24 protein-coding genes and 1 tRNA gene are annotated in these 20,756 nt (G+C 42.5%); 5 read left to right on the forward strand and 20 right to left on the reverse strand.

The window, feature by feature from the left end; translation table 11 throughout:
• Window positions 1–29: 29 nt before the first annotated feature.
• Window positions 30–2,741, reverse strand: coding sequence for an aconitate hydratase AcnA (gene acnA / locus ACXQIQ_RS03815; protein WP_439300061.1), 2,712 nt, complete (start codon window positions 2,739–2,741; stop codon window positions 30–32).
• A 499-nt stretch (window positions 2,742–3,240) separates the two neighbouring features.
• On the opposite strand from acnA, the gene sspO reads away from it, so the two are divergent.
• Window positions 3,241–3,390, forward strand: a complete 150-nt coding sequence (gene sspO / locus ACXQIQ_RS03820) for a small acid-soluble spore protein O (RefSeq protein ID WP_439300060.1) — start codon at window positions 3,241–3,243, stop codon at window positions 3,388–3,390.
• Window positions 3,391–3,449: 59 nt separating this feature from the next.
• Here the strand turns inward: sspO and ACXQIQ_RS03825 are convergent, their stop codons facing one another.
• On the reverse strand, window positions 3,450–3,707 hold the full coding sequence (locus ACXQIQ_RS03825; RefSeq protein WP_226550110.1) for a hypothetical protein: 258 nt from the start codon (window positions 3,705–3,707) through the stop codon (window positions 3,450–3,452).
• A gap of 141 nt (window positions 3,708–3,848) precedes the next feature.
• On the opposite strand from ACXQIQ_RS03825, the gene ACXQIQ_RS03830 reads away from it, so the two are divergent.
• Complete coding sequence (locus tag ACXQIQ_RS03830; protein ID WP_439300059.1) at window positions 3,849–3,989, forward strand: small acid-soluble spore protein P; 141 nt, start codon at window positions 3,849–3,851, stop codon at window positions 3,987–3,989.
• A 77-nt stretch (window positions 3,990–4,066) separates the two neighbouring features.
• Here ACXQIQ_RS03830 and selA read toward each other — a convergent pair whose 3' ends face one another.
• Both selA and ACXQIQ_RS03840 read right to left on the reverse strand, forming a co-directional pair.
• On the reverse strand, window positions 4,067–5,467 hold the full coding sequence (selA, locus tag ACXQIQ_RS03835) for an L-seryl-tRNA(Sec) selenium transferase (RefSeq protein WP_439300058.1): 1,401 nt from the start codon (window positions 5,465–5,467) through the stop codon (window positions 4,067–4,069).
• A 59-nt stretch (window positions 5,468–5,526) separates the two neighbouring features.
• Complete coding sequence (locus tag ACXQIQ_RS03840) at window positions 5,527–5,670, reverse strand: Rdx family protein (protein WP_458025845.1); 144 nt, start codon at window positions 5,668–5,670, stop codon at window positions 5,527–5,529.
• Window positions 5,671–5,909: 239 nt separating this feature from the next.
• Between ACXQIQ_RS03840 and selD the strand changes: the two genes are divergently transcribed.
• Window positions 5,910–6,962, forward strand: a complete 1,053-nt coding sequence (gene selD, locus ACXQIQ_RS03845; protein ID WP_439300057.1) for a selenide, water dikinase SelD — start codon at window positions 5,910–5,912, stop codon at window positions 6,960–6,962.
• A 32-nt stretch (window positions 6,963–6,994) separates the two neighbouring features.
• Here selD and phnC read toward each other — a convergent pair whose 3' ends face one another.
• The 6 genes from phnC to ACXQIQ_RS03875 all read right to left on the reverse strand — a co-directional run bounded on the left by phnC (window position 6,995) and on the right by ACXQIQ_RS03875 (window position 12,984).
• Entirely contained in the window at window positions 6,995–7,744 is a 750-nt protein-coding gene (gene phnC, locus ACXQIQ_RS03850; RefSeq protein WP_439300056.1) for a phosphonate ABC transporter ATP-binding protein, read from the reverse strand.
• Window positions 7,744–8,502, reverse strand: a complete 759-nt coding sequence (gene phnE, locus ACXQIQ_RS03855) for a phosphonate ABC transporter, permease protein PhnE (RefSeq protein ID WP_439300055.1) — start codon at window positions 8,500–8,502, stop codon at window positions 7,744–7,746. The genes phnC and phnE overlap by 1 nt, the downstream gene beginning before the upstream one ends.
• Window positions 8,503–8,508: 6 nt before the next feature.
• Entirely contained in the window at window positions 8,509–9,405 is an 897-nt protein-coding gene (gene phnD, locus ACXQIQ_RS03860; protein ID WP_439300054.1) for a phosphate/phosphite/phosphonate ABC transporter substrate-binding protein, read from the reverse strand.
• Window positions 9,406–9,411: 6 nt separating this feature from the next.
• On the reverse strand, window positions 9,412–10,443 hold the full coding sequence (locus ACXQIQ_RS03865; RefSeq protein ID WP_439300053.1) for a glycosyltransferase family 4 protein: 1,032 nt from the start codon (window positions 10,441–10,443) through the stop codon (window positions 9,412–9,414).
• Window positions 10,409–12,349 carry a selenocysteine-specific translation elongation factor gene (selB, locus tag ACXQIQ_RS03870; RefSeq protein ID WP_439300052.1) on the reverse strand — a complete coding sequence of 647 codons (1,941 nt, stop codon included), beginning with the start codon at window positions 12,347–12,349 and terminating at the stop codon, window positions 10,409–10,411. The genes ACXQIQ_RS03865 and selB overlap by 35 nt, the downstream gene beginning before the upstream one ends.
• Before the next feature lie 71 nt (window positions 12,350–12,420).
• Window positions 12,421–12,984 carry a recombinase family protein gene (locus ACXQIQ_RS03875; RefSeq protein WP_439300051.1) on the reverse strand — a complete coding sequence of 188 codons (564 nt, stop codon included), beginning with the start codon at window positions 12,982–12,984 and terminating at the stop codon, window positions 12,421–12,423.
• 673 nt (window positions 12,985–13,657) lie between these two features.
• On the opposite strand from ACXQIQ_RS03875, the gene ACXQIQ_RS03880 reads away from it, so the two are divergent.
• A tRNA-Sec gene (locus tag ACXQIQ_RS03880) sits at window positions 13,658–13,754 on the forward strand.
• Window positions 13,755–13,767: 13 nt separating this feature from the next.
• On the opposite strand, the gene ACXQIQ_RS03885 is transcribed toward ACXQIQ_RS03880, so the two are convergent.
• Together ACXQIQ_RS03885 and ACXQIQ_RS03890 are read right to left on the reverse strand one after the other, a co-directional pair.
• The gene (locus ACXQIQ_RS03885) at window positions 13,768–14,202 is read right to left on the reverse strand and encodes an SRPBCC family protein (protein ID WP_439300050.1); all 435 of its coding nucleotides are present in this window, start codon (window positions 14,200–14,202) and stop codon (window positions 13,768–13,770) included.
• Window positions 14,203–14,339: 137 nt separating this feature from the next.
• Window positions 14,340–14,687: a hypothetical protein gene (locus tag ACXQIQ_RS03890; RefSeq protein WP_439300049.1), complete on the reverse strand. Its 348-nt coding sequence runs from the start codon at window positions 14,685–14,687 to the stop codon at window positions 14,340–14,342.
• A gap of 244 nt (window positions 14,688–14,931) precedes the next feature.
• On the opposite strand from ACXQIQ_RS03890, the gene ACXQIQ_RS03895 reads away from it, so the two are divergent.
• A complete protein-coding gene (locus ACXQIQ_RS03895) occupies window positions 14,932–15,360 on the forward strand; it encodes a DUF2621 domain-containing protein (protein ID WP_439300048.1) in 429 nt (142 codons plus the stop codon).
• 34 nt (window positions 15,361–15,394) lie between these two features.
• On the opposite strand, the gene ACXQIQ_RS03900 is transcribed toward ACXQIQ_RS03895, so the two are convergent.
• The 8 genes from ACXQIQ_RS03900 to sirA all read right to left on the reverse strand — a co-directional run bounded on the left by ACXQIQ_RS03900 (window position 15,395) and on the right by sirA (window position 20,662).
• Window positions 15,395–15,853: a CcdC family protein gene (locus tag ACXQIQ_RS03900; protein WP_439301940.1), complete on the reverse strand. Its 459-nt coding sequence runs from the start codon at window positions 15,851–15,853 to the stop codon at window positions 15,395–15,397.
• Between the two features lie 8 nt (window positions 15,854–15,861).
• Complete coding sequence (locus ACXQIQ_RS03905; protein ID WP_439300047.1) at window positions 15,862–16,311, reverse strand: Na(+)/H(+) antiporter subunit B; 450 nt, start codon at window positions 16,309–16,311, stop codon at window positions 15,862–15,864.
• Between the two features lie 130 nt (window positions 16,312–16,441).
• On the reverse strand, window positions 16,442–17,155 hold the full coding sequence (locus tag ACXQIQ_RS03910; protein WP_439300046.1) for a cytochrome c biogenesis CcdA family protein: 714 nt from the start codon (window positions 17,153–17,155) through the stop codon (window positions 16,442–16,444).
• 51 nt (window positions 17,156–17,206) lie between these two features.
• Window positions 17,207–18,082, reverse strand: coding sequence for a M15 family metallopeptidase (locus tag ACXQIQ_RS03915; protein ID WP_439300045.1), 876 nt, complete (start codon window positions 18,080–18,082; stop codon window positions 17,207–17,209).
• The gene (locus ACXQIQ_RS03920; protein ID WP_439300044.1) at window positions 18,079–18,657 is read right to left on the reverse strand and encodes a TVP38/TMEM64 family protein; all 579 of its coding nucleotides are present in this window, start codon (window positions 18,655–18,657) and stop codon (window positions 18,079–18,081) included. Before ACXQIQ_RS03920 ends, ACXQIQ_RS03915 begins: the two co-directional genes overlap by 4 nt.
• A gap of 60 nt (window positions 18,658–18,717) precedes the next feature.
• The gene (gene mnmH / locus ACXQIQ_RS03925; RefSeq protein ID WP_439300043.1) at window positions 18,718–19,782 is read right to left on the reverse strand and encodes a tRNA 2-selenouridine(34) synthase MnmH; all 1,065 of its coding nucleotides are present in this window, start codon (window positions 19,780–19,782) and stop codon (window positions 18,718–18,720) included.
• Between the two features lie 127 nt (window positions 19,783–19,909).
• On the reverse strand, window positions 19,910–20,125 hold the full coding sequence (locus tag ACXQIQ_RS03930; protein ID WP_226550219.1) for a YneF family protein: 216 nt from the start codon (window positions 20,123–20,125) through the stop codon (window positions 19,910–19,912).
• A gap of 96 nt (window positions 20,126–20,221) precedes the next feature.
• A complete protein-coding gene (gene sirA, locus ACXQIQ_RS03935) occupies window positions 20,222–20,662 on the reverse strand; it encodes a sporulation inhibitor of replication protein SirA (RefSeq protein WP_439300042.1) in 441 nt (146 codons plus the stop codon).
• Between the last annotated feature and the right edge of the window lie 94 nt (window positions 20,663–20,756).

The following is a 20,756-nucleotide window of genomic DNA, read 5'->3' on the forward strand; positions in this document are numbered from 1 at the left end:
AAAAGGAGCTGCTATCTATAGTCAAAGACTTATGCGTTTTGAAGTTTATTACGTAGAACCATTTGAAGGATACCACCGTGACGGTAGTAGTCGATTTCAACTTCACTATCGAAACGAGCGACAACTTCGAATTCTTTCTTATTGCCTTCTTCGTCCGTAGCCGTTACTTTCAACATTTGACGAGGTTTCACATTTTCGTCGATGTCGACATCGAATGTTTCTTTACCTGTCAAACCTAGTGATTCAGCGCTGTCTCCATCCTTGAATTGAAGTGGAAGAACACCCATCAAGACAAGGTTACTTCTGTGGATACGCTCGAAGCTTTCAGCGATGACTGTCTTAATGCCGAGAAGGTTTGTACCCTTTGCAGCCCAGTCACGAGAGCTTCCCATTCCGTAGTCCTTACCAGCTAGTACTGCAAGTCCTGTACCATCTTGTTGATACTTCATGCAAGCATCATAGATGTACATTACTTCTTCAGTCGGCCAGTAAGTCGTCCATCCGCCCTCAGTTCCGGGAGCGATCTGGTTCTTAATTCTAATATTTGCAAAAGTACCACGCATCATGACTTCATGGTTACCACGACGGGATCCGTAAGAGTTGAACTCGGATGGCTTCACGCCGTTATCCATCAAGTATTGTCCTGCTGGGCTGTCTTTCGCAATTGCACCTGCTGGTGAGATGTGGTCCGTTGTTACGGAGTCACCAAACTTACCAACTACGCGCATGTTGTCAAGCTTCTCAATCTTACCTGGCTCCTTGGACAAGCCTTGGAAGAATGGAGGGTTTTGGATGTATGTGGAGTCATCATCCCAGCTGTATAGCTCTTCTTCTGTCGTGTCGAGATCGTTCCATTCCTGGTTGTCATCAAATACACGCTCGTATTCTTTCTTGAAGAGTTCAGGTTTTACAGCATGATCCATCGCTTCCTTGATTTCAGCAGTTGTAGGCCATAGATCCTTGAAGTACACTTCATTTCCGTCTTTATCTTTACCGAATGAATCCTTTTGGAGATCAAAGTCGACAGAGCCAGCCAAAGCATAAGCGACGACAAGTGGCGGTGAAGCCAGGTAGTTCGCTTTTACAAGCGGGTGGATACGTCCTTCAAAGTTACGGTTACCGGAAAGAACAGATGAAACGACTAGATCGCTCTTCGCGATGCCCTCTTCGATCTCTTCTGCCAATGGACCGGAGTTACCGATACATGTTGTACAGCCATAACCGACAAGGTTGAAACCAAGCTTATCCATGTAAGGCATTAGACCGGACTCTTCAAGGTAACCAGTAACAACTTTGGATCCCGGTGCCAAACTTGTTTTCACGTATTCAGGTACTTCCAATCCTTTTTCAACCGCTTTTTTCGCGATGAGTCCCGCTCCGAGCATAACACTTGGGTTGGACGTGTTCGTACAACTTGTGATCGCTGCAATCGCAAGGTCACCCGTCTTCATGTTGGAAACTTTACCGTTCGGGTGCTTGATTTCAACAGATTTGTTGATTTCGTCTTTCTCTAGACCGAATCCGCTGTTTCCTGCTGGAGCAACCAACGCACGGTTGAACGCATCTTTCATTTCAGATAGTGGAATCAAGTCTTGAGGACGTTTAGGTCCAGACAAGTTCGGTTCCAATTCAGAAAGATTCACATCTACAACATCTGTGAATTGTGGATCTTCTGTTCCTGGCGTGTAGAACATGCCGTTTGCTTTCGCATACTTTTCAACTAGTTCTACTTGTTCTGGTGAACGTCCAGTCAAACGCATGTAGTTCAATGTTTCATCGTCTACTGGGAAGAATCCGCAAGTCGCACCGTATTCAGGTGCCATGTTGGAAATCGTTGCACGGTCAGCTAATGTCATGTCTGCAAGACCTGGTCCGAAGAACTCGACGAACTTACCGACAACATTCTTTTGACGTAGAACTTGCGTTACCTTAAGTGCAAGGTCTGTTGCAGTTGTTCCTTCAGGCATTTCACCTGTCAACTTCACACCGATGACTTCTGGTACCGGGAAGTAAGATGGCTGGCCGAGCATGCCTGCTTCCGCTTCAATTCCACCAACACCCCAACCGAGTACACCGATTCCGTTGATCATTGTCGTATGAGAGTCCGTTCCGACAAGGGAATCCGGGTATGCTACGTGTTCTCCATCTGCTTCATGAGAACCTACTACAGATGCTAAGTATTCAAGGTTAACCTGGTGGACGATACCTGTTGCTGGTGGCACAGCACGATAGTTGTCGAATGACGTTTGTGCCCAACGCAAGAATTTGTAACGCTCAAGGTTACGTTCGAATTCTCGCTTCATATTGAATTTCAACGCATCGTCTGTACCATATTTGTCAACTTGTACGGAGTGGTCGATAACGAGGTCAACCGGAATTTCAGGGTTGATCTGGTCTGGTGAACCACCCATGTCCGCCATCGCCTTACGAAGAGATGCAAGGTCAACGACTGCAGGAACACCAGTGAAGTCCTGCAAGATGACACGTGAAGGTTTGAAAGGAACATCAATGTCCTTGACGTCTTTCGTTCCCCATTTTGCTAAGTTTTCAACGTGCTCTTTTCCAATCACTCTACCGTCGTATTGACGTAAAACTGATTCTAACAATACCTTAATGGAATAAGGTAGACGGGATGTGTTTCCTACTCCCGCTTGGTCAAGCGCTTTCAAGTCATAATAATGATACGTTTTTCCGTTTGCATCAAATGTCTTTTTAGCATTATAAACATCATTTGTGCTCATGCGAAAAACCTCCTTCTCCTGTCCATGATACATCAATTACTGGAATGCTGTCGAAAGATTACTGTTGCTGTTTCTATTTGTTTTATCCTTCCTTCTACACTAGTGTAGTATAGAGCAGAACATAAGTAAATTTCAATATTTTTATGGATAATCATAAGATTTTCTTATGATTAGGCTGTTTTCGCAAACTTTGTTGCTCTAGTCGTTGATTTCCGTTCCAGGATGCTCGCTTTCCGCGGGGCGTGCGGTGAGCCCACTCGTCGCTTTGCGACATTGAATGGTCTCACCTGTCCCGCTAATCCCGCAGGAGTCTCGCACCTTGCTCTCCAATCACTTTCACAAGGTGATTTTTAAAAATGACTTAGAAGCAAAAATCTTTCAAAAAGAATAACTATGATTAGAAACACTATATTGATTTTTCGATATCTATAAAAGTAATAATGAAGTGTGTATGTTGCTACGCTTTGGAAACACACTATACTCGTGGAGGTGAAATCCATTGGCTAAACCGAAAAGAGGTAAAGTGAACGCATCTTTTTCCGACAAACAGGCCGTACAACAGTCTTCGGAGTTCGATCACGAATTTGCGAACGAACCGTTGACTGCTAATGAACGCCAAAACAATAAGAAACGCAAAAAGAATCAATAATGAGCATATAAAACAGGGTTGTCTGTCGGGACAACCCCTTTACCATTTACACTTTTGTATTAATAAAGATCTTTTCTAAGATTGTACAAATCCTCTTGATATTGCTTCAACTGCACTCGCTGATGCTCACTTGCAACTTCTAAAGCGTTGTCGATCTGTTGCAATGCTTCATTCAATTCCTGAGTGAACATTTGCTCTTTCGTAGCAAAATCAGGATCTGCTGAACTCTCAAGTGCTGCGCCATTCGCTTTGATCGCCTGCTCATAACCTTGTTGAGCCGCCTGGAATGCTTGTTGTTTATCCTTATGATATGGCATGAGAATCCCTCTTCCTTTCATAATGGTCTTTCATTAATATGAAACAGGACAAGCCGATTTATTCCAACAACGTGATGAATATCCTTCCGTACCCTCCTGCATACTAAATTTTAAGGTCTGATATTTAATGGAGGGTTCCGAATGACAGAAAGAAACACATACAAAGACCAGAGGAAAAATGCTCCGAAAGGTGACAATCCAGGGCAACCTGAACCACTTGATGGATCCAAAAAAGTGAAGAAAGCGAATCATACACGCCAAAAGCACGGTGGCCATATCTGATTTTTACGTTCAAAAAAACCGTACGGTGAACCCTAGGAAGGGTCATCTTACGGTTTTTTTACCCATTTATATTGAAATTAAACGAAAATCGTTTCAAAAATTTGCACGAGTTCCTTTTGTTCTTCTAAAGTGACTGTGCGGAAGTCCAAGAAAAACTGTTCGTCCTTTATCCTTCCGATAATCGGGGTCTCCGCTCCACGAAGTTGAACAAACAATTCCTCGCTGGTCAATGTATCATGACGGACTGAAACAACGTACGTCGGGAGCTCGACTTCAGGCATCGTACCTCCACCGATTTTAGAGACACTTTCCTGTATGCTGAAGGACACGTTCTCTAATCCGCTGACTTGATCAATGAAATGTTGTGCCTGGGTCTTGATCTCCTCAGCAGTACGCAAAATATCTCGGACAGTCGGTATCTCTTCTAACTGATCATATTTATACGATAAAAGAGTCGCTTCCAATGCAGCCAAGGTGAACTTGTCGACTCTTAGCACTCTCGCTAATTGATGCTTCTTCAGCTTCCGAATCAGTGAAGCTTTTCCAGCGATAATGCCACATTGTGGACCACCTAGCAGTTTGTCCCCGCTGAACGTGACGACGTCGACACCTGTTCCTACGACTTTTTTTACAACTGGTTCGTCCCCTATTCCTTGTTGCTCGAAATCATAAAGGGCCCCACTCCCTAAATCTTCATAAGTGAGTACTCCTTCGTGTTCAACAGCCACATCCACCAATTCTCTGGTTGAAACAGAATCTGTAAACCCGACGACCTTAAAATTGGATGTATGGACCTTCATGAGCATGGCCGTCGTCTCATCAATGGCATCCTCATAATCGTGGCGATGCGTCTTGTTCGTAGTGCCGACTTCTTTCAGTTCTGCACCACTCTCTTCCATTATAGAGGATACACGGAATGAACCACCGATCTCGACGAGTTCACCCCTTGAAACCACGACTGACCGATCTTTAGCCAAAGCACGGAGTACAAGGTATACAGCAGCTGCATTATTGTTGACGACCATAGCCGCTTCCGCACCAGTGATCTCCTGTAGCACGTCCTCTACCAAATCATGACGGGAACCGCGCTTTCCCTCCTCGATCTTATATTCGAGGTTGGAATAATGCTTAGCTACATTCGTCATCTGTCGAAGAGCTTTTTCACTCAGTCGGGAACGTCCCAGATTTGTATGGATGACCACCCCTGTTGCGTTGATGACCGAACGCAGATTATATGTAGAATCCGATGATACTTTTTGGTCCAATTCATCAAAAATGTAATCCAACATACTGTTCTTGGTTTCAAAGCCTAACGCTTCTCCATCGAGAATCCGTTTTCGGATCGAACTCAAGATTTCTTGTGTGATGGTAGTCAAGCCCTCTGACGAGTACTCACTCTTACTCAGGATATCTTCAAACCGGCTGTCTGACTGTATAAGGTGGACTGCAGGTAGCAGTCGCAATTGTTCGTTCAACATCGTTCACTCCTCTGAAGGCGTAAGAACACCTCCAGGGAAAGCCTCAGGAGGTGTCGTACCTATCTATTCAAAGAATCAAATTCTGCAAATAACTGATCGCTGTCTGGAAACTCACCCGTTTCCAGCTTGGAATACAATTTCGTTCCATTTACGGTGACTTCGAATGCCCCGCCAGAACTCGGAATCAAATCAAGAGAAGTCACGTCTGAACGAAAGTGATTGAATAACTGTTCCGCGAAACTCGCGGCCTTTGGAGCGTAGTTTCACTGCATGCAAAATTCAACGGATACTTTGTAACTCATTACAATTCCTCCTTAGAATGATGTTAATTCCTTCTAAATTAACATTACCTTACCTTCGTTTTCTGAATTATTTTCATTCTAGTATATTATTTCTCAAATCGCAAAAAAGATGTTTATACTATGGAGAGGAGGTGCTTTCATTGAGTAAGCAAGAAAAGATTCGTTTAACAACCTTATCTTCCAAAGGTGGCTGAGGATGCAAAATCGGTCCTGAAGACCTGGCGCAAGTTTTGCGTCAATTACCAGAACGTGAAAAAGATCCAAATCTATTGGTCGGTATAGATACTTCTGACGATGCTGGCGTGTACAAGCTGACAGATGATCTCGCCATCATCCAAACGGTCGATTTCTTTACCCCGATTGTCGACGATCCATATCAATTTGGACAAATTGCAGCAGCAAATTCACTAAGTGATGTATACGCAATGGGGGGTCAACCGACGACAGTATTGAACATACTCGGATTCCCTATCAAGTCACTCGGTCCTGACATTTTAGCTGAAATCCTTAAAGGGGCAGCTGATAAAGTACAAGAATCTGGTGCTGTCATCGCAGGAGGGCACTCCATTGACGATAACGAGCCGAAATTCGGTTTATCCGTCACAGGTGTCGTCCATCCAGAAAAAATCTTCAAAAATGTCGGTTCCAAGCCAGGGGATGTACTTGTCTTGACGAAACCGATCGGAGTCGGTATCCAGACGACGGCCATCAAAAAGGAAGGGTTGACTGAAGAACAGCTCGAGCGTGTCTCAACTGTTATGGCGACCTTGAATAAAACAGCAGCAGAGCAACTAAAGGATTTCCATCCAACTGCCGTAACAGACGTAACAGGATTCGGATTGCTAGGTCATGCTTCTGAAATGGCGAAGGGTAGCAATGTTTCAATGGAAGTGCGTTTGAACGATGTACCGGTCCTTGATGGAACGATGGAGCTTGCTGAATCCGGCTTCGTTCCTGGTGGTACGAAAGCCAACCATCGTTGGATTGCAGAAGATGTTCAATATGAGGGATTATCTGAACTGGAGCAATGGCTGTTATGCGATGCCGTAACGTCCGGTGGTCTGTTGATCAGCATGCCAGCAGAAGAAGCTGAACAATACGTACAGCTGATGAAAGAACATGGTGTACCTGAAACATCCATCATCGGTTCTGTTTCTGAAAAGAAAGACTTCTATTTATATGCAAAGAAATAGCAAAAAGAGTGATCCAGTTGGATCACTCTTTCTTATTCGTAGATCGTTTCAAGCAATTCTTCTGTCAATCGTTCAGGTTTTCCATCGAAAATCAGTTTACCGTCTTTCAAGGCGAGTACTCTCGTCGCATATTTCTTCGCGAGATTTACATCATGGACGTTGATGAGCGTCAACAATTGATGCTTTTCGTGAATCCTCTTCAGGAGTTGGAAGATTCGGTTAGCGGTACCTGGATCGAGACTGGCCACAGGTTCATCCCCGAGAAACACTTTCGGTCTTTGCAGCAACGCGCGTGCAATCGCAACCCTCTGCTTCTGTCCACCGCTTAGATGTTCCACCCGTTTGTTCGCATGGAGGCTCAATTCGACCGCATCAATCGCTTTATTAGCTTGCTCCCTTTCCTTTTGATTGAAATAGCCTATCAAGCTCAACATGTCATTCCTTTTCCCGAAAGTTCCAGTCAGCACATTTTGCATGACCGACAATCTCGGTATCAAATTGAAGTGCTGGAAGATCATGCCCATGTTCGTCCGGACTCCCCTGAGTTTTTTCTCTTTATAGGCTGTAATGTCGTTCCCTTCAAAGAGGACATGACCTTCTGTCGGGATCTGCAAACCATTCAAACAACGGATCATCGTCGACTTTCCCGCTCCACTTTTACCAAGTACACAGATGAATTCTCCGGTTTCCATCGTGAGAGACAAATCTTCAATCGCAAAGTGATCGGCCCCTGGATATTCCACGCTTATATTTTGCAGTTCAATGATCGCTTTATTCTCCATCAGATCACCGCTTCCCTGATTTTACTGCCGGCAAAGTCGACGAGAATGACCATGATCATGATCAACAAGACATCGACCGCGACAGACTGATATTGGAAGGTTTTGAAATGATTGAACAATTGCTGTCCGATTCCTCCACCACCAATAAATCCGAGAATGAGCGATGTCCGAATAGCGACCTCAAACCGGTAAAAGTAATGAGATAAGACATTCGGCCAAATTTGCGGGATGATTGCAAACAAGTTGGCAAGCCACCTGCTTGCACCTACGGATTTCATCGCTTCTTGCGGTCCGACATCCGCTGCTTCAATCAATTCAGAGATCAACTTACCTAACACTCCGATATTATGAAGAATGATGGCAATGACTGCAGGGAAAGGTCCCAATCCGAGTGCAGTCAGCAAAATCAGACCGAATACGATTTCAGGAACAGATCTCAAGAAGCTTAATCCGATCCGAAAAGCGCCGTATAAAAAAGGAGAACGGCTCGTATTTCGAGCCGCTACGAATGCAAGTGGCAATGCAACGACAAGTCCAAGGAAACTGCCCAGAAACGCCATCGCCATTGTATCGAGACTTTCCATGATCATTCTTGGAATGATTTCGGTTTCAATCGGGTACCAGCCTGAAAGGAATTCGATCATGTTCCGGAAATCCCGGAACTTGGACAGATCGAACTCCATCGCTCTCATACTGATCAGTACTATTATCGATATTAATAGGGTTGTGAAGATGTGACGGCGTTTAAACCAGGCCATGTGATCCTACTCCTTAATGACTCCTTGCTTGATAGCTGCTTGTCGAATGCTTTCATAATCTTCGTTCGAAGCTTTGGTAAAACCAGATGCACCAAATGCATCTAAAATTTCTTTATCGTCGATGTTGACGAAGATATCTTGTAGCTGTTTGACCGTTTCGTCATCCATCTCTTTATTGACAGCCCAAGGGTATTGGAAAAGCTTATCGGATTTCCAAATCACTTTCAGTTGGCTTTCATCGATTTTTCCAGACTCGATCAGCTGATCATAGATCGCACTATCTATCGCACCAGCATCAACTTGCTTGTTTTGAACAGCTAACGCAGTGGCATCGTGAGAACCTGTATATCGTACCGTATTGAATTCATGTTCGTTCTCATCTGTAAAAACGCCACGATCTCCAAGTTCAATGCTCGGTATGAGTGACCCTGAAGTGGAATTCGGATCACCGAACGCAAAGTCATACTTTTTACTCTCTTTCAGGAAGTCTTCTAATGAGTCAAATGCGTTGTCTTTATGGGTGATGATATAGGAATGATAGAACGGTTCTCCATCCACCAACTGAGTGATGATGGCTTCTGCTCCACTCTTTTCATGAGCAATGACATACGTCAACGGTCCGAAAAATGCCATATCGATCTTATCGAAGTTCATCGCTTCGACAACCCCGTTATAATCCGGATATGTATCAATTTTCACTTCACGGTCCATCTTTTCTTCAAGTAAGCTTTCCAGCTTTTCCATCGCCCCTTGCATTTCCCCTTCTGTCTGAGCCGGGATGACTCCGATTGTCAATTCTTCTTTCTGTTCACCGGAATCTTCTTTCGTCTTATCTGCTCCTCCACATGCTGCTAATACGAACAGCATGAAAATCGCGATAATTGGCATGAATACTTTTTTCATTTTCGTTCACCTCGTTATTTGTTGATAAATTTCTTTAAAGTGTTGAATCTCTTTCTGAATGGAAAATTCACGATTCATCATGGATCTTCCATTATTGGCAAACTGGTCATACAGGCTTCTGTTTTCCATCAATCGAATGAACATCTCATCAAAGGAGTCTGGTTCTTTATAAATAAATCCATTCTCTCCGTGACGTATGAGACTTTCATTCCCTGCGTTAGAACGAGCGATGACCGGCACACCGTGATACATCGCTTCCATCAGCGCGATCGGTTGACCTTCTGATATGGACGTATTCAGGATCATATCCGCCCACTGATATACATACGCCATTTGCTCTAGCGGCAGACTTCCAATGTAATGAAACCACTCGTTTTTTTGTTCGAATTTTTTCACCTGGCCTAAGATTTCAAGATCCAAAGCTTCCCCAACAATCATGAATTGAAGATCCGGGTACATTTCTTTCAGCCCTGCAATCCGATCCATGATATGGAAAACATCCTTTACTTCTCTCAAACCTGCGGGTAATAAAAGGTGTGGTCCCTTCCCTTCAGGGAGGTCCACATCGGGTTCTTCGTGACGCTTAGGGATGTAGACGCTTTGTGGGATGACATGCACCTTCTGTTCCAGTTCAGGATAAACAGACATGACCTTTTGAGCAGCTTCATCGGTAAAAACAGTGATGGCTTCTGCTTCTGCTAATAAACGCCGTGATATCGGGTCTTCCATCTGCTCATTCACGTCCGTGCCTCCAGAAGTAATTACATAAGGCTTTGTCAGCTTGATGTCCTTCGAATCCATCCATGAGGAAAATCGACTGAAGTGAAGGATATGATAAAGGTCGCAAGATTCCATCCTCTTAAGATCCTGATCCGACCATTTTTCTTCCTCAAAAGCGAACATTTCAACTTGATACCCCTCGTCACATAAACCGGCAGCAATTCTTCTAGCTGTTGTGGTATTTCCACGATTCGAATGGAGATAAGGCGTCCAGAAGCCGATTTTATTTACTTTTTTCGGGTTTGAGATAGGGTTCAAGTTTATGTTTCACCCACTTCCGTTGATCATCAATTCTTGTTGTCAAACCGAGTGCGTCCAGCTTTTCTAAAAATAGAATACAGTACTTACGTGACAGATCGAGAATACCTTTAGCATCCTGTACAGTGAATAAATCGCCACCCGTACCGTCATACAAGTTTTTCAAAGCATGGTCGAAAACTTCCTGGTGGATGAATGTGCCATCCTCGAGTGTTACAGCTCGGTTCGTTTCAAGTAAATATCTTTCAAACTCAGGTAACAGGGAGTCTGGTATTTCTTGGTCACGAACCATTTCAGCTAAACCTTCATGCTTAATCCCAGCATAGCGCAGCTGTTCAACAACGTTGCTCATCCTTTTTGCCCATTGTTTCGGGAATGTAGGTTGATGCTCGGCTCTTTTCAAGTACGGTCCATTCTTAATCATAACCTTTTCATCGAGACATCGCGTAATCGCATGCTCAATAAGCAAAGTCGGATAAGATACTTTGAACTCTTGAACCACTTCTGCTTTTCCTGGACCTAATCGCATTGGGTACATCTGATGGAACTTAGAAAGATGTTCGATTAATTGTTCGGAAGCGCGCTCTAGTTCAGCTTTCAAGGCTACTTTATCTGGTTCAAGGTTGACGACCTCTCCGCTTTCCTTCATTTCTGATAGAGTATCTGCCGTCTCCTCTTCTGTAGCCCCAATTGATTCACTCAACTTAAGGATTGATGCAACCTTCATTGATTGGAGAGAATCGATCATTCTATCAAATAAGGAACCTTCCATTTTTTGTTGAAGCATTTCAATCGTCTTCGTTCCGAATCGATATTTGGCACCGAATGGATCTAAAACCCATCCACCACCGATTGTTTCAACAGGCGAAGGCCTTCTGATGATGAATCGATCTCCTCTTAGAACCGCTATCGGTTCATCTAATCTCAACTGACAGAGGATGCTTTCCTGTGATCCCTCACTCAGCTCATTCCGATCGAAATAAACGAGTGTTCCCATCACCTCTGAAGTTCCCGTATGCAATTTGACTCGTGAACGTTGTTTCAATTTGTACTCCAACTGCTCACGGACATGAAGGACGAGATCGACAGTAGTGGATGGACTGAGAGAGGTGTTCGAAGTCAAGGTGTCTCCTCTTGATATCTCGTTTGAAGATACTCCTCCTAGGTTGATTGCAGCACGTTGACCAGCTATGGCGACCTCAACCGTTTCCTTATGTACTTGAATTTGACGAACCCGAACAGGTGCTTTACCCGGTAGAAGGAAAAGCTCATCACCCGTATTGACTGTCCCTTCGAAAACGGTTCCTCTAACGATTGCGCCTTTCCCTTTCAACGTGAATGCCTGATCAATCGGCATTCTGAATTTGGCAACCGGATTCCTCTGCTCGACTTCAGGCAAACGTTCGAGTATACCATCTTTCAGATCATCAATCCCTTGACCAGATACACTGTCCACGAAGAACATCGGGACCTCACCGAATATCGTGCCGGAAAATTCACTCCGGATGTCTTCTTCAACAAGATCGAGCAGTTCTTGTTCCACTTTATTGGATTTCGTTACCGCGATGACAGCGTTTTCGACTCCTAAATAATTCAAGATCAGAGCGTGCTCTCTCGTTTGAGGCATTACGCCCTCATCCGCAGCAACGACCAGAATGACAAAATCGATGCCGGCAACGCCCGCAATCATTTGCCGGATGAATTTCTCATGCCCTGGTACATCTATGATGGAAACTTGATACCCATCCCCTAGATCAAACGGGGCATAGCCTAATTCTATTGAGATGCTCCGCTCTTTTTCTTCCTTCAACCGATCAGTGTCTACGTTCGTCAACGCTTTCGTCAGCGTCGTTTTTCCGTGATCGATGTGTCCGGCCATTCCAATTGTATAATAGTTGGTAGACATGCGTTTCACCTACTGTTTTCTGTATCATTTTCTACTTTATCTACTGTTATGGTAAGAAGCAACAAATCGGCTTACTCCGTTCCTTTTTTCCTTTCAATATACCGATAGATCGTCGCTCGGCTCAATCCGGTTTCCTCTACAATCTCACGCATCGTATGTTCTTCCGATTGATACATCTCAAACGCTTTTTCCTTCATGGATCGACTCGCTTCATTCCTGCCTAGTTTGACACCTTTCTCTCTGGCATTTTCAATACCTAGCTTGATTCTTTCACTATGTAACTCCCGCTCGAAATCTGCGAATATATCGATCCAACTATAAATATCGTTCCCATGATCCGTGGTCGTATTGATGTTTTGGGTGATTGAAACGATATCAATCTCTCTGACTTTCAAGTCATCAATGATTTGCTGAAGTTCTTGAATGCTTCGAGCTAAACGGTCCAACTTCAAAACGACTACGATGTCGCCCTCTCTTGCATATTCCAACATCGCATTCAAACCATCTTTATACGTATTTTTAGTTGTCTTATCATCGGTAAAGATTTTCTTGCAACCAAATTCTTTCAAAGCGTCAACCTGTTCTTCAAGTGCATCACTACCAGCTGCTACCCTTGCATAACCAAGTTTCGCCAATCTACTTTGCTCCTTTCTTAAAACCAACCTTTTACTCTATGATATATCAAAAACATGATGTTTCATAATTATATCTCATTAAGTTTGTTGAGACGTGTTTGTGAGACGATGGTATTATTGGGTCTTAAGTCCTAGTTTCGTTTCAAAAAGGAGTGTTTTTGATTCTGGCGTTAGAACGGTGGATAACTGTGGGTAACCGGGGATAACTTTGTAGCATGTTTGTAACATTGAAAATAGATTCAAAATGCTAATTTTTTGAGAAGATTGAAAAACAGTGGAAAACTCCAGATCATTGTGGATAATTTCAATTTCATCTTTTGGGTGTTGGATTTTGTAATAAAATCCTATCGTTTTGAGATGAAGGGAAAAATCGTGGATAACTCTCTGGATTGGGGATAACATTGTTACGCGTATATTACAACGGCATATTTCGACACGCTTTTCCATCATAATATAAATGGGCCTATTCTTCAATAGAAATTTAAAAAGCACTCTATATTTAGATCCAAACGTACGGATCCTACATACAGAATGCTTTGTAGTGAGTAGAACACCTATTAAATTGTAGAATATTGTTGTATGTTGACTATAGTCTTCAACAAAATTTGTCACATGAGCTGTGATGTTTGATATTTTGTCGAAACCGATATATAATGAAATCCTGAAATAACATGGGGCTGGCTGCGGTTCTGGTGTCCGCCTAGGTCTTCAAAACCTCTCGGGAGGCGCGTGCCGTCTCCGGTGGGTTCGATTCCCACACAGTCCCGCCATTTTTAATTTCAGTTATTTTGTTCGAGTTTCAAATGCATTTTTAAACTTCTTCAATTGATCTCCGTCCGACTTCTTTATTGCCACCTGGATCAATGGTGACAATAACTTCATCAAACCTGACGCCTCACAATTAGCATTTAAAGTCATCTTCGTTCCATTGTTTTCTTTTCTGAATGAATAAATGTAATCTGCCCGAAATTTTCCTTGTTGAGAAGTTAAAGTCACGGTATCCATCGGTCTATACTTTGTAATGGTCGTCGATAATGGCTTGCCACGGGATTCGAATACATAACTTGTCCCCTCCTCTACTCCACCTGAGCTAACCTTATCCAAAGACGAAATTCCATTCATCCAGGATGGACCATTTTCCTCTAGGTTGATAAAGTATTCCCACACTTCTTCCAAATCTGCGTTTACTGTCATTGTACATGTAAAAATTCTATTCATATGTAAGCTCCTTTATGAAGTCCCTTGTCTGATAGATGATATGGTACCACTTCATTCTATAGCTTTTATGTGTGGCCCTTCAACAAAGAATGAACCGTTTATGTAGAAAGTAGCTGGAAAAGCTACTTTCATTTATTTTAGCTCGGTGGTGTGAAGTTGTTGAGTGCATTGTATGCCTGGTTCATAATCGCTCTCATACTATCTAGGAATTCTTCATTTGCAATCGATAATGAGACGATATCACGGCAATCAATGATCGTCGTAATTTCTTCCCGAAAGACTTCTTCTGTAAAAGTCGCACAACACGTCTTTTTATCAAAGCATAAGAATCTTCCTTTGATCGATGATTTAATTCCACCTGCTTTCGTCCTTACGAAAACCGGTGTACCCGTATCCAATTTAGAAAGCTGATCGCATACACACGTGTCGCACTTATCTTTCTTTGAATTTTTCCAATCGTTGCAGTGATGTTCGAACAAACTCATCTTTTCATCCCTCCCCCACTCAGACGTACTACATCATATGTCTATATATGTTGAATTGAGTGGGACAATAACCATACGAGAGGACTTGTATTCATTACATCACTCTACTTTGTTTACATAATTTTGTTATGGTAATCTAATGTTATGACGACGGAGTCCTATGTCTTGATAATCAGACTTGATTTGCTTTTTTAAGAGCTAGTATAATGGGGAAAGAAACGTAACGTTAGACTGAGGTGGCTTTATGTTAGAAGGTTGGTTCGGGTGGTTCATCGTTTTATGGACCCTTTTCTTGATATCCATGTTTGCGATAGGCGGATACTTCATGTTCCGGAAGTTCTTAAAACGAATGCCAAAAGAAGATGGAATGTCCATCCTGGATTGGCAAGACCATTATATAAAAGAAACAAGACACATGTGGACTCCTCAACAGTCCGCTCTGCTCGAGGAACTTGTCGAACCCGTTCCGGAACTGTTCAGAGATGTCGCCCGAGATAAAATTGCAGGTAAAATCGGCGAATTGGCAATTGAGGAAAAACGAAAAACGATTGATCAGGATCTGATCATCCGCGGTTACATCATTGCTACACCTAAACGTGACCACAAATTCTTGATCAAAAAGTTGAATCAAAAAAATATCGACCTACAACCCTATCAGAAGTTGTTAGGCTAAAACGAAAGGTTGACCGTAACGGTCAACCTTTTCTTCATTCTGTAATTGTTTGAAGCTTCTTGAATTTAAAATACATCGCTATCCGCCAAGGAGCAATCATACCGAAAGCTAAAATAAAGAATAGTCCGCTTGTTTCTTCAATGGATATCTGTTGCCCTAGATAGAGCTTCAGTACAATTCTGAACAACAACAATCCAATCAGAATGAAAACGAATGCCTTGGACCGTCTCAAATAAATTTCATCTGATCGCTTTTCGAAAGAGGATGTGCGGATGAGCAGCAATGAGAACAATGCTCCTACAAGAAGAGCTTCCAGAGCTTCATCCAAATTGACCCTTGCTGGAGGGTACAAAAACATAAGGAATCCCGTTGACATGAACAACGGGGGTAAGATGATTTTCTTGATGGATGCAGGCTTCCGTGCAGCCCGCATTCTGATGAAAAGTGCTACACTTGCCATCACAATCGCAATGATTGTACTCGCTACTACCAACACTTCATTTACTTCCCTTCCTGCACATTTCCTTGATCCCGATCTTCTGCGATTGTCAAGATAATCGTCATCGTAACTCCGATTACCGTCAAATACACACCAAGGTCGAAAAACATTGCAGTGGCAAGCTCCGTCTTCCCTAACAACGGCAGTTTGAAATAACCGAATGTATGACTAAGGAATGGTTGATTAAAGACGAAAGAACCAATTCCAGTTAAGAATGCTACCATCAAACCTACAGCAATAAAATATCGGAAATTGACTTTCAGCACTTTGTTCATCGTTTTCAAACCAAATGAGATATACAAAAGTATGAATGCTCCAGCTGCCATCAAGCCACCAATGAATCCTCCGCCGGGTGCGTTGTGACCTGCAAGGAATAAATTGACGGAAAACGCAAGTATGACGAAGACGATGATAGCTGAGGTCGTTTTTAAAATAATATCATTAGATTGCATCGTCTCGAACCCTTTCTATCACTATGTATTTTTCTTTTACCCTATTTAACGATATAACAAAATGGGATTATAGGTCAAATTGATGTAAAAGAGGATGTTCTACGAAACATCCTCCACTATAATCGAATAATCAGAATCCATAAAAGCCATTGAAGAAACGATTGGATAAGAAGGATGTCAGTGTCGACATCCAATCAAAATAAAGGAATACTCCCATGAAGATCATCAAATAACCACCTACCAACATGACTCTTCTGCTGTATTTCTTGATCCAGGTCATTCGCCCGATAAAGAAAGACATGATGAAGAATGGTAATGAAAATCCGATGACGTACGCAACCATATAGAACATCGCTTGTCCTGGATTGGTTGTTGCCATGTAGATGACCGCTCCTAAAATCGGTCCTGTGCATGGCGTCCATCCAGCAGCGAATCCCATTCCGATTGCAGAAGAACCCAGATATCCTGTCGGTCTCCTCTGAAATTTGAATTTCCTTTCTTTCATAAGAAATTCAGGTTTGAATACTCCGATCAGGACAAGTCCGAATATCACGACTAATATCGCACCAATCTCACGGATCAAATCTTTATATTGGAAGAAGAAGGTGCCAAACCAGGAGGTACTCATCCCTAAAACGATGAAGATCGTTGAAAATCCAATCAAGAAAAAGGTGGTATGTAATAAAGCCCTTTTCCGTAGTATGCCTCTTTCCTCTTTCAATTCATGCACGGACATTCCTGTAATGTACGATAAGAATGCCGGGTACAATGGTAAACAACATGGCGAAATGAAGGACAGAAATCCCGCACCGAATGCCAAGAACAAATTCACATCTGCTGCCAACGGTTTCAACTCCCCCTAATACCGACTCTACTCTCTTTCATATCTTTCAGTTTACTCGGTAGAGTTGACGGCTTCAACTTGGACACCCAGATATTCTTCAAGTGTCATATTTTGTTCATGAATTCGCTCGGCATGGACTTTCCCAACAAAACGTAAATGCCATGGTTCATATTGATAGCCTGTGATTTCTTCCATACCTTTTGGATAGCGGATAATAAAGCCATATCGATGGGCATTTTCCTTCACCCATTGCCCAGCCTCAGTCTCTCCGAATTCCTCGATGAGTTTGAATTCAACCGCCGGTGACGTCACATCGAGTGCTAGTCCGCTCTGATGTTCACTTTGACCTGGATACGCACTGAACTTGTTCGCTTCTTCTTCTCCTACCCTTTCAGCATTAGAAGTAAAGATCGCTTCTTGCCGATCATACGAACGGTAACCGGATTGTGCAAACAGTGGTATTCCATCTTTTTCAGCCTGGCTGAACATCTCTTCCGCCGCAGAGGCAGCTATTTTCTTCAATTGTTTTTTCGGTAAATTTTCCGTAAATGGAAAAGGGACATTCGGTATGACGAGGTCTTCCGGTTCATAGTCAGCTGGTAAACTACGTTCTTTATTGACGAGAACAAGTGGATCATCAACATTGGTGACGACTTTCTTTCCATCTGCTGTCACCGTCACCGTGTCTTCTAAAGAAGGTAGATCAGGCTCATCTGTCTGTTTGTCATCTTGACCATCCGACTGATCATCCGATCCTTCATGATCCCTGGATTCATCCTGATCATTGTTGGATGGATCTTTCTGTTGTTCATCTGGTTGTTCACTGACGGAGGGTTCTTCCTTTTCAAACGGATTCGGTATAGAAGAACACCCTCCCAATATCAAAGTTAAACTTGTCAGTCCTATGATGGCCTTATTTTGTTTCATTTTTTCACACCTTTATCATTCTGAAGTTCGTTATTTCGGATGAACGGGAGCAAATTCCACAAGAAAAGCAGACTGATCACCAAGAGGATCAATTTTCCGATCCAGTTCCATTCCATTACTTGTTGGACGGCTAAAGCTTCTATTAATAATGCTGGAATCTTCCCTATTGTACTTGCAAAAACAAAGGTCAAAACAGAAACGACCCCGATCGCTGCAAAGAAGGTGACGATTCCGGATGGCATGAATGGCATCAGCCTTAGCGTCAAAATGAATTGGAATGCTCTCCATCCACTTAAATTCATTAGTGGTTCAACCCTTTTATATTTTTGCAGTTTATCTCTAGTAAATCTGCGAAAACCTTTCCTATAGATAAGAAAGGCGACATAAGCACCAATCGATTCGCCAACAATGGAAAGAGTTGTCCCGCCCAAAAATCCGAAAAAGTAGATATTTGCTGCTGTGAGAAAATAACTAGGAAGGAAACCAGAAACCGCAATTAAGATATTGATGAGTAAGCTTATGGCGATTGCCACCTCGGCATTTTCCCGAAACAATGTCAATACCGTTTCTCCCATATGTATGCCTCACATTCTACATGATTCGTCTCTTATGATGTCTTTGCGTACCCGCTAGAATTACAAATCACGTACGTTCTTGAATTGTTCATAATCTTGAAGGATTTCCCTGACTTTTGCTAAACCTTCTCCCAAGTCCTCCATATGGACATGGGTCGGCGATGTGACGTACTGATCCGCAGTAAATTGATATCTCGGATCATAATAATGTTCAAGTAAGACGCGGACAACATTTTCATACTGATGCTTTTGGAAATCATTCATAAGATCATGAAACAATTCTGGCTTCATTCTTTTCTTTAATCTCTGTAGTGCCTCACCTAAGTGGTCATGATGATCTTCAGGTTTATAAGTGGCACAGATCGCCTGAACCCTTTTTTCAAATGGATAATGGATATGGATTCTTTTCCCGTAGGCTTTACCACTTAAAATCCAATCGGGAATAATCACTTTACCGATCCGTTTGCTTTCCGATTCAATCAAATAGTAATCTGTCTCACCAATATCTGAAAGTCTATCGTAGAGGTTACGGTCAAAGGCTTTTTGTGATTGTGCTTCGGTGCCGACCTGCCCGAAGATAGAACCTCTATGCCCTGCCATTTCCTCAAGGTTCAACACAGGATAACCTTCTATTGAGAGCCTTTCTAGTATATCCGTTTTCCTGGAACCGGTCAGTCCCTCCAAGACGACAAAAGGTACTTGGTTTTGGTGATAAAAACGTAAGCCTGAAACGATCTTTTGCCGATATGCGCGTATTCCGCCTTGTAATTGGTAACACGGTAGCCCCATTAATGACATGACGGTTGCAAAACTACTACTACGCATACCTCCACGAGCGCAATAGACGAGAATGGGCTTTTCTATAGAATGATGAATGTCCTTCAAACGGCTAACCATCTCAACAAGTTTCGGAGACACGATGGAAAGACCGAGCATTTTCGCTTCCTCTTTCCCGACTTGTTTATACATCGTACCGACTTTAGCCCTCTCCTCATTTGAGAATATCGGTACATTGATCGCCCCATTGATATGGAATTCTCTAAATTCTGATGGAGATCGTACATCTATGATATGAAAATCATTCCATTCAACGGATTCAACTGAAACAACTTGAACGTTATCCATTTCCATCAAGTCCTTTTCTTCATTCATCTTAAAGTTCAAGATGATGTGTAATGAGTCTAATTGGCATACAGCTCATTATACTATAATGTAAAAAAAGCACTCAACCAAGTGAGTGCTTGTCCACCATCTATTTCATCTGTTTTTGCATTGCTTGCATCATCTGATTGATTTTCTTTTGGGATGGTTTTTGTCCCATTTGCATCATCATTACGCGTAACATATTTTCGTTAATAGGTGGATTTTTCTTAAGATAACTCATCATGTATTTGCGGGCGATAAAAAAGCCAATCGCTACACCGACGAGTAGTGCGATTAAGCCCACAACGACTAACATCCAATCCATGTTCATATTTCTCCCTTCTCGTTGTCTAGAACTAGTGTACTATAAATTCCGATCTGAACTCAATATATGTAAACGAAATTTCTTTGACGTTTTGACTCAAATGAAGTGGGCTTGTTTAACAGGACTTAACCACCCGATGCTATTCCCTTCGATATCCACTGCAACAAATGTTTTGTCGACTTTTCTCAAGTGCTCGAACATGAGTGTCTCCGCATCGAAATTACCAGTAGAGATCAGTGTCAATTGGTGATCCAGCTTCCTAAGAACAGCCTTACTTACATCAGAATAAATGATAAGCATTTGTTCATCCTTCTTCAAGTTGAAACCTTTTGAAGTGGAATCTACCTTTTTCAATTCATAGTTAAACACGAAGCTAGGAATTGCTTTCGTAATATAGGCGAGCTGCCTTTCTATAATATTCCTTAAACTTGGTACTGGATTAACAGCTTCTACGAAAAATTGATACAAAACCTGTTCCCGCCCAAAATAATAGTACGCTACTTCATCTTCGAGTAAAAAGATCTCATATTTCCGCACAATCCATCACCTCGGCATACCATACTTATCCAGTCAGTATACCAAAAATATCCTGTAAGCGCTGTCATTATATGTAGAATTAAATGGCGTCTTT

It is taken from the genome of Pseudalkalibacillus sp. Hm43, from assembly GCF_054170705.1.

Coding starts and splice junctions, on each gene's coding strand:
- ACXQIQ_RS03895 (WP_439300048.1), top strand. CDS start 14,932: ATGTTAGAAGGTTGGTTCGGGTGGTTCATCGTTTTATGGACCCTTTTC.
- phnE (WP_439300055.1), bottom strand. CDS start 8,502: ATGGCCTGGTTTAAACGCCGTCACATCTTCACAACCCTATTAATATCG.
- ACXQIQ_RS03830 (WP_439300059.1), top strand. CDS start 3,849: ATGACAGAAAGAAACACATACAAAGACCAGAGGAAAAATGCTCCGAAA.
- ACXQIQ_RS03890 (WP_439300049.1), bottom strand. CDS start 14,687: ATGAGTTTGTTCGAACATCACTGCAACGATTGGAAAAATTCAAAGAAA.
- selA (WP_439300058.1), bottom strand. CDS start 5,467: ATGTTGAACGAACAATTGCGACTGCTACCTGCAGTCCACCTTATACAG.
- ACXQIQ_RS03825 (WP_226550110.1), bottom strand. CDS start 3,707: ATGCCATATCATAAGGATAAACAACAAGCATTCCAGGCGGCTCAACAA.
- phnD (WP_439300054.1), bottom strand. CDS start 9,405: ATGAAAAAAGTATTCATGCCAATTATCGCGATTTTCATGCTGTTCGTA.
- mnmH (WP_439300043.1), bottom strand. CDS start 19,782: ATGGATAACGTTCAAGTTGTTTCAGTTGAATCCGTTGAATGGAATGAT.
- ACXQIQ_RS03915 (WP_439300045.1), bottom strand. CDS start 18,082: ATGAAACAAAATAAGGCCATCATAGGACTGACAAGTTTAACTTTGATA.
- selB (WP_439300052.1), bottom strand. CDS start 12,349: ATGTCTACCAACTATTATACAATTGGAATGGCCGGACACATCGATCAC.
- acnA (WP_439300061.1), bottom strand. CDS start 2,741: ATGAGCACAAATGATGTTTATAATGCTAAAAAGACATTTGATGCAAAC.
- phnC (WP_439300056.1), bottom strand. CDS start 7,744: ATGGAGAATAAAGCGATCATTGAACTGCAAAATATAAGCGTGGAATAT.
- ACXQIQ_RS03920 (WP_439300044.1), bottom strand. CDS start 18,657: ATGGGAGAAACGGTATTGACATTGTTTCGGGAAAATGCCGAGGTGGCA.
- ACXQIQ_RS03885 (WP_439300050.1), bottom strand. CDS start 14,202: ATGAATAGAATTTTTACATGTACAATGACAGTAAACGCAGATTTGGAA.
- ACXQIQ_RS03905 (WP_439300047.1), bottom strand. CDS start 16,311: ATGCAATCTAATGATATTATTTTAAAAACGACCTCAGCTATCATCGTC.
- ACXQIQ_RS03930 (WP_226550219.1), bottom strand. CDS start 20,125: ATGGATTGGATGTTAGTCGTTGTGGGCTTAATCGCACTACTCGTCGGT.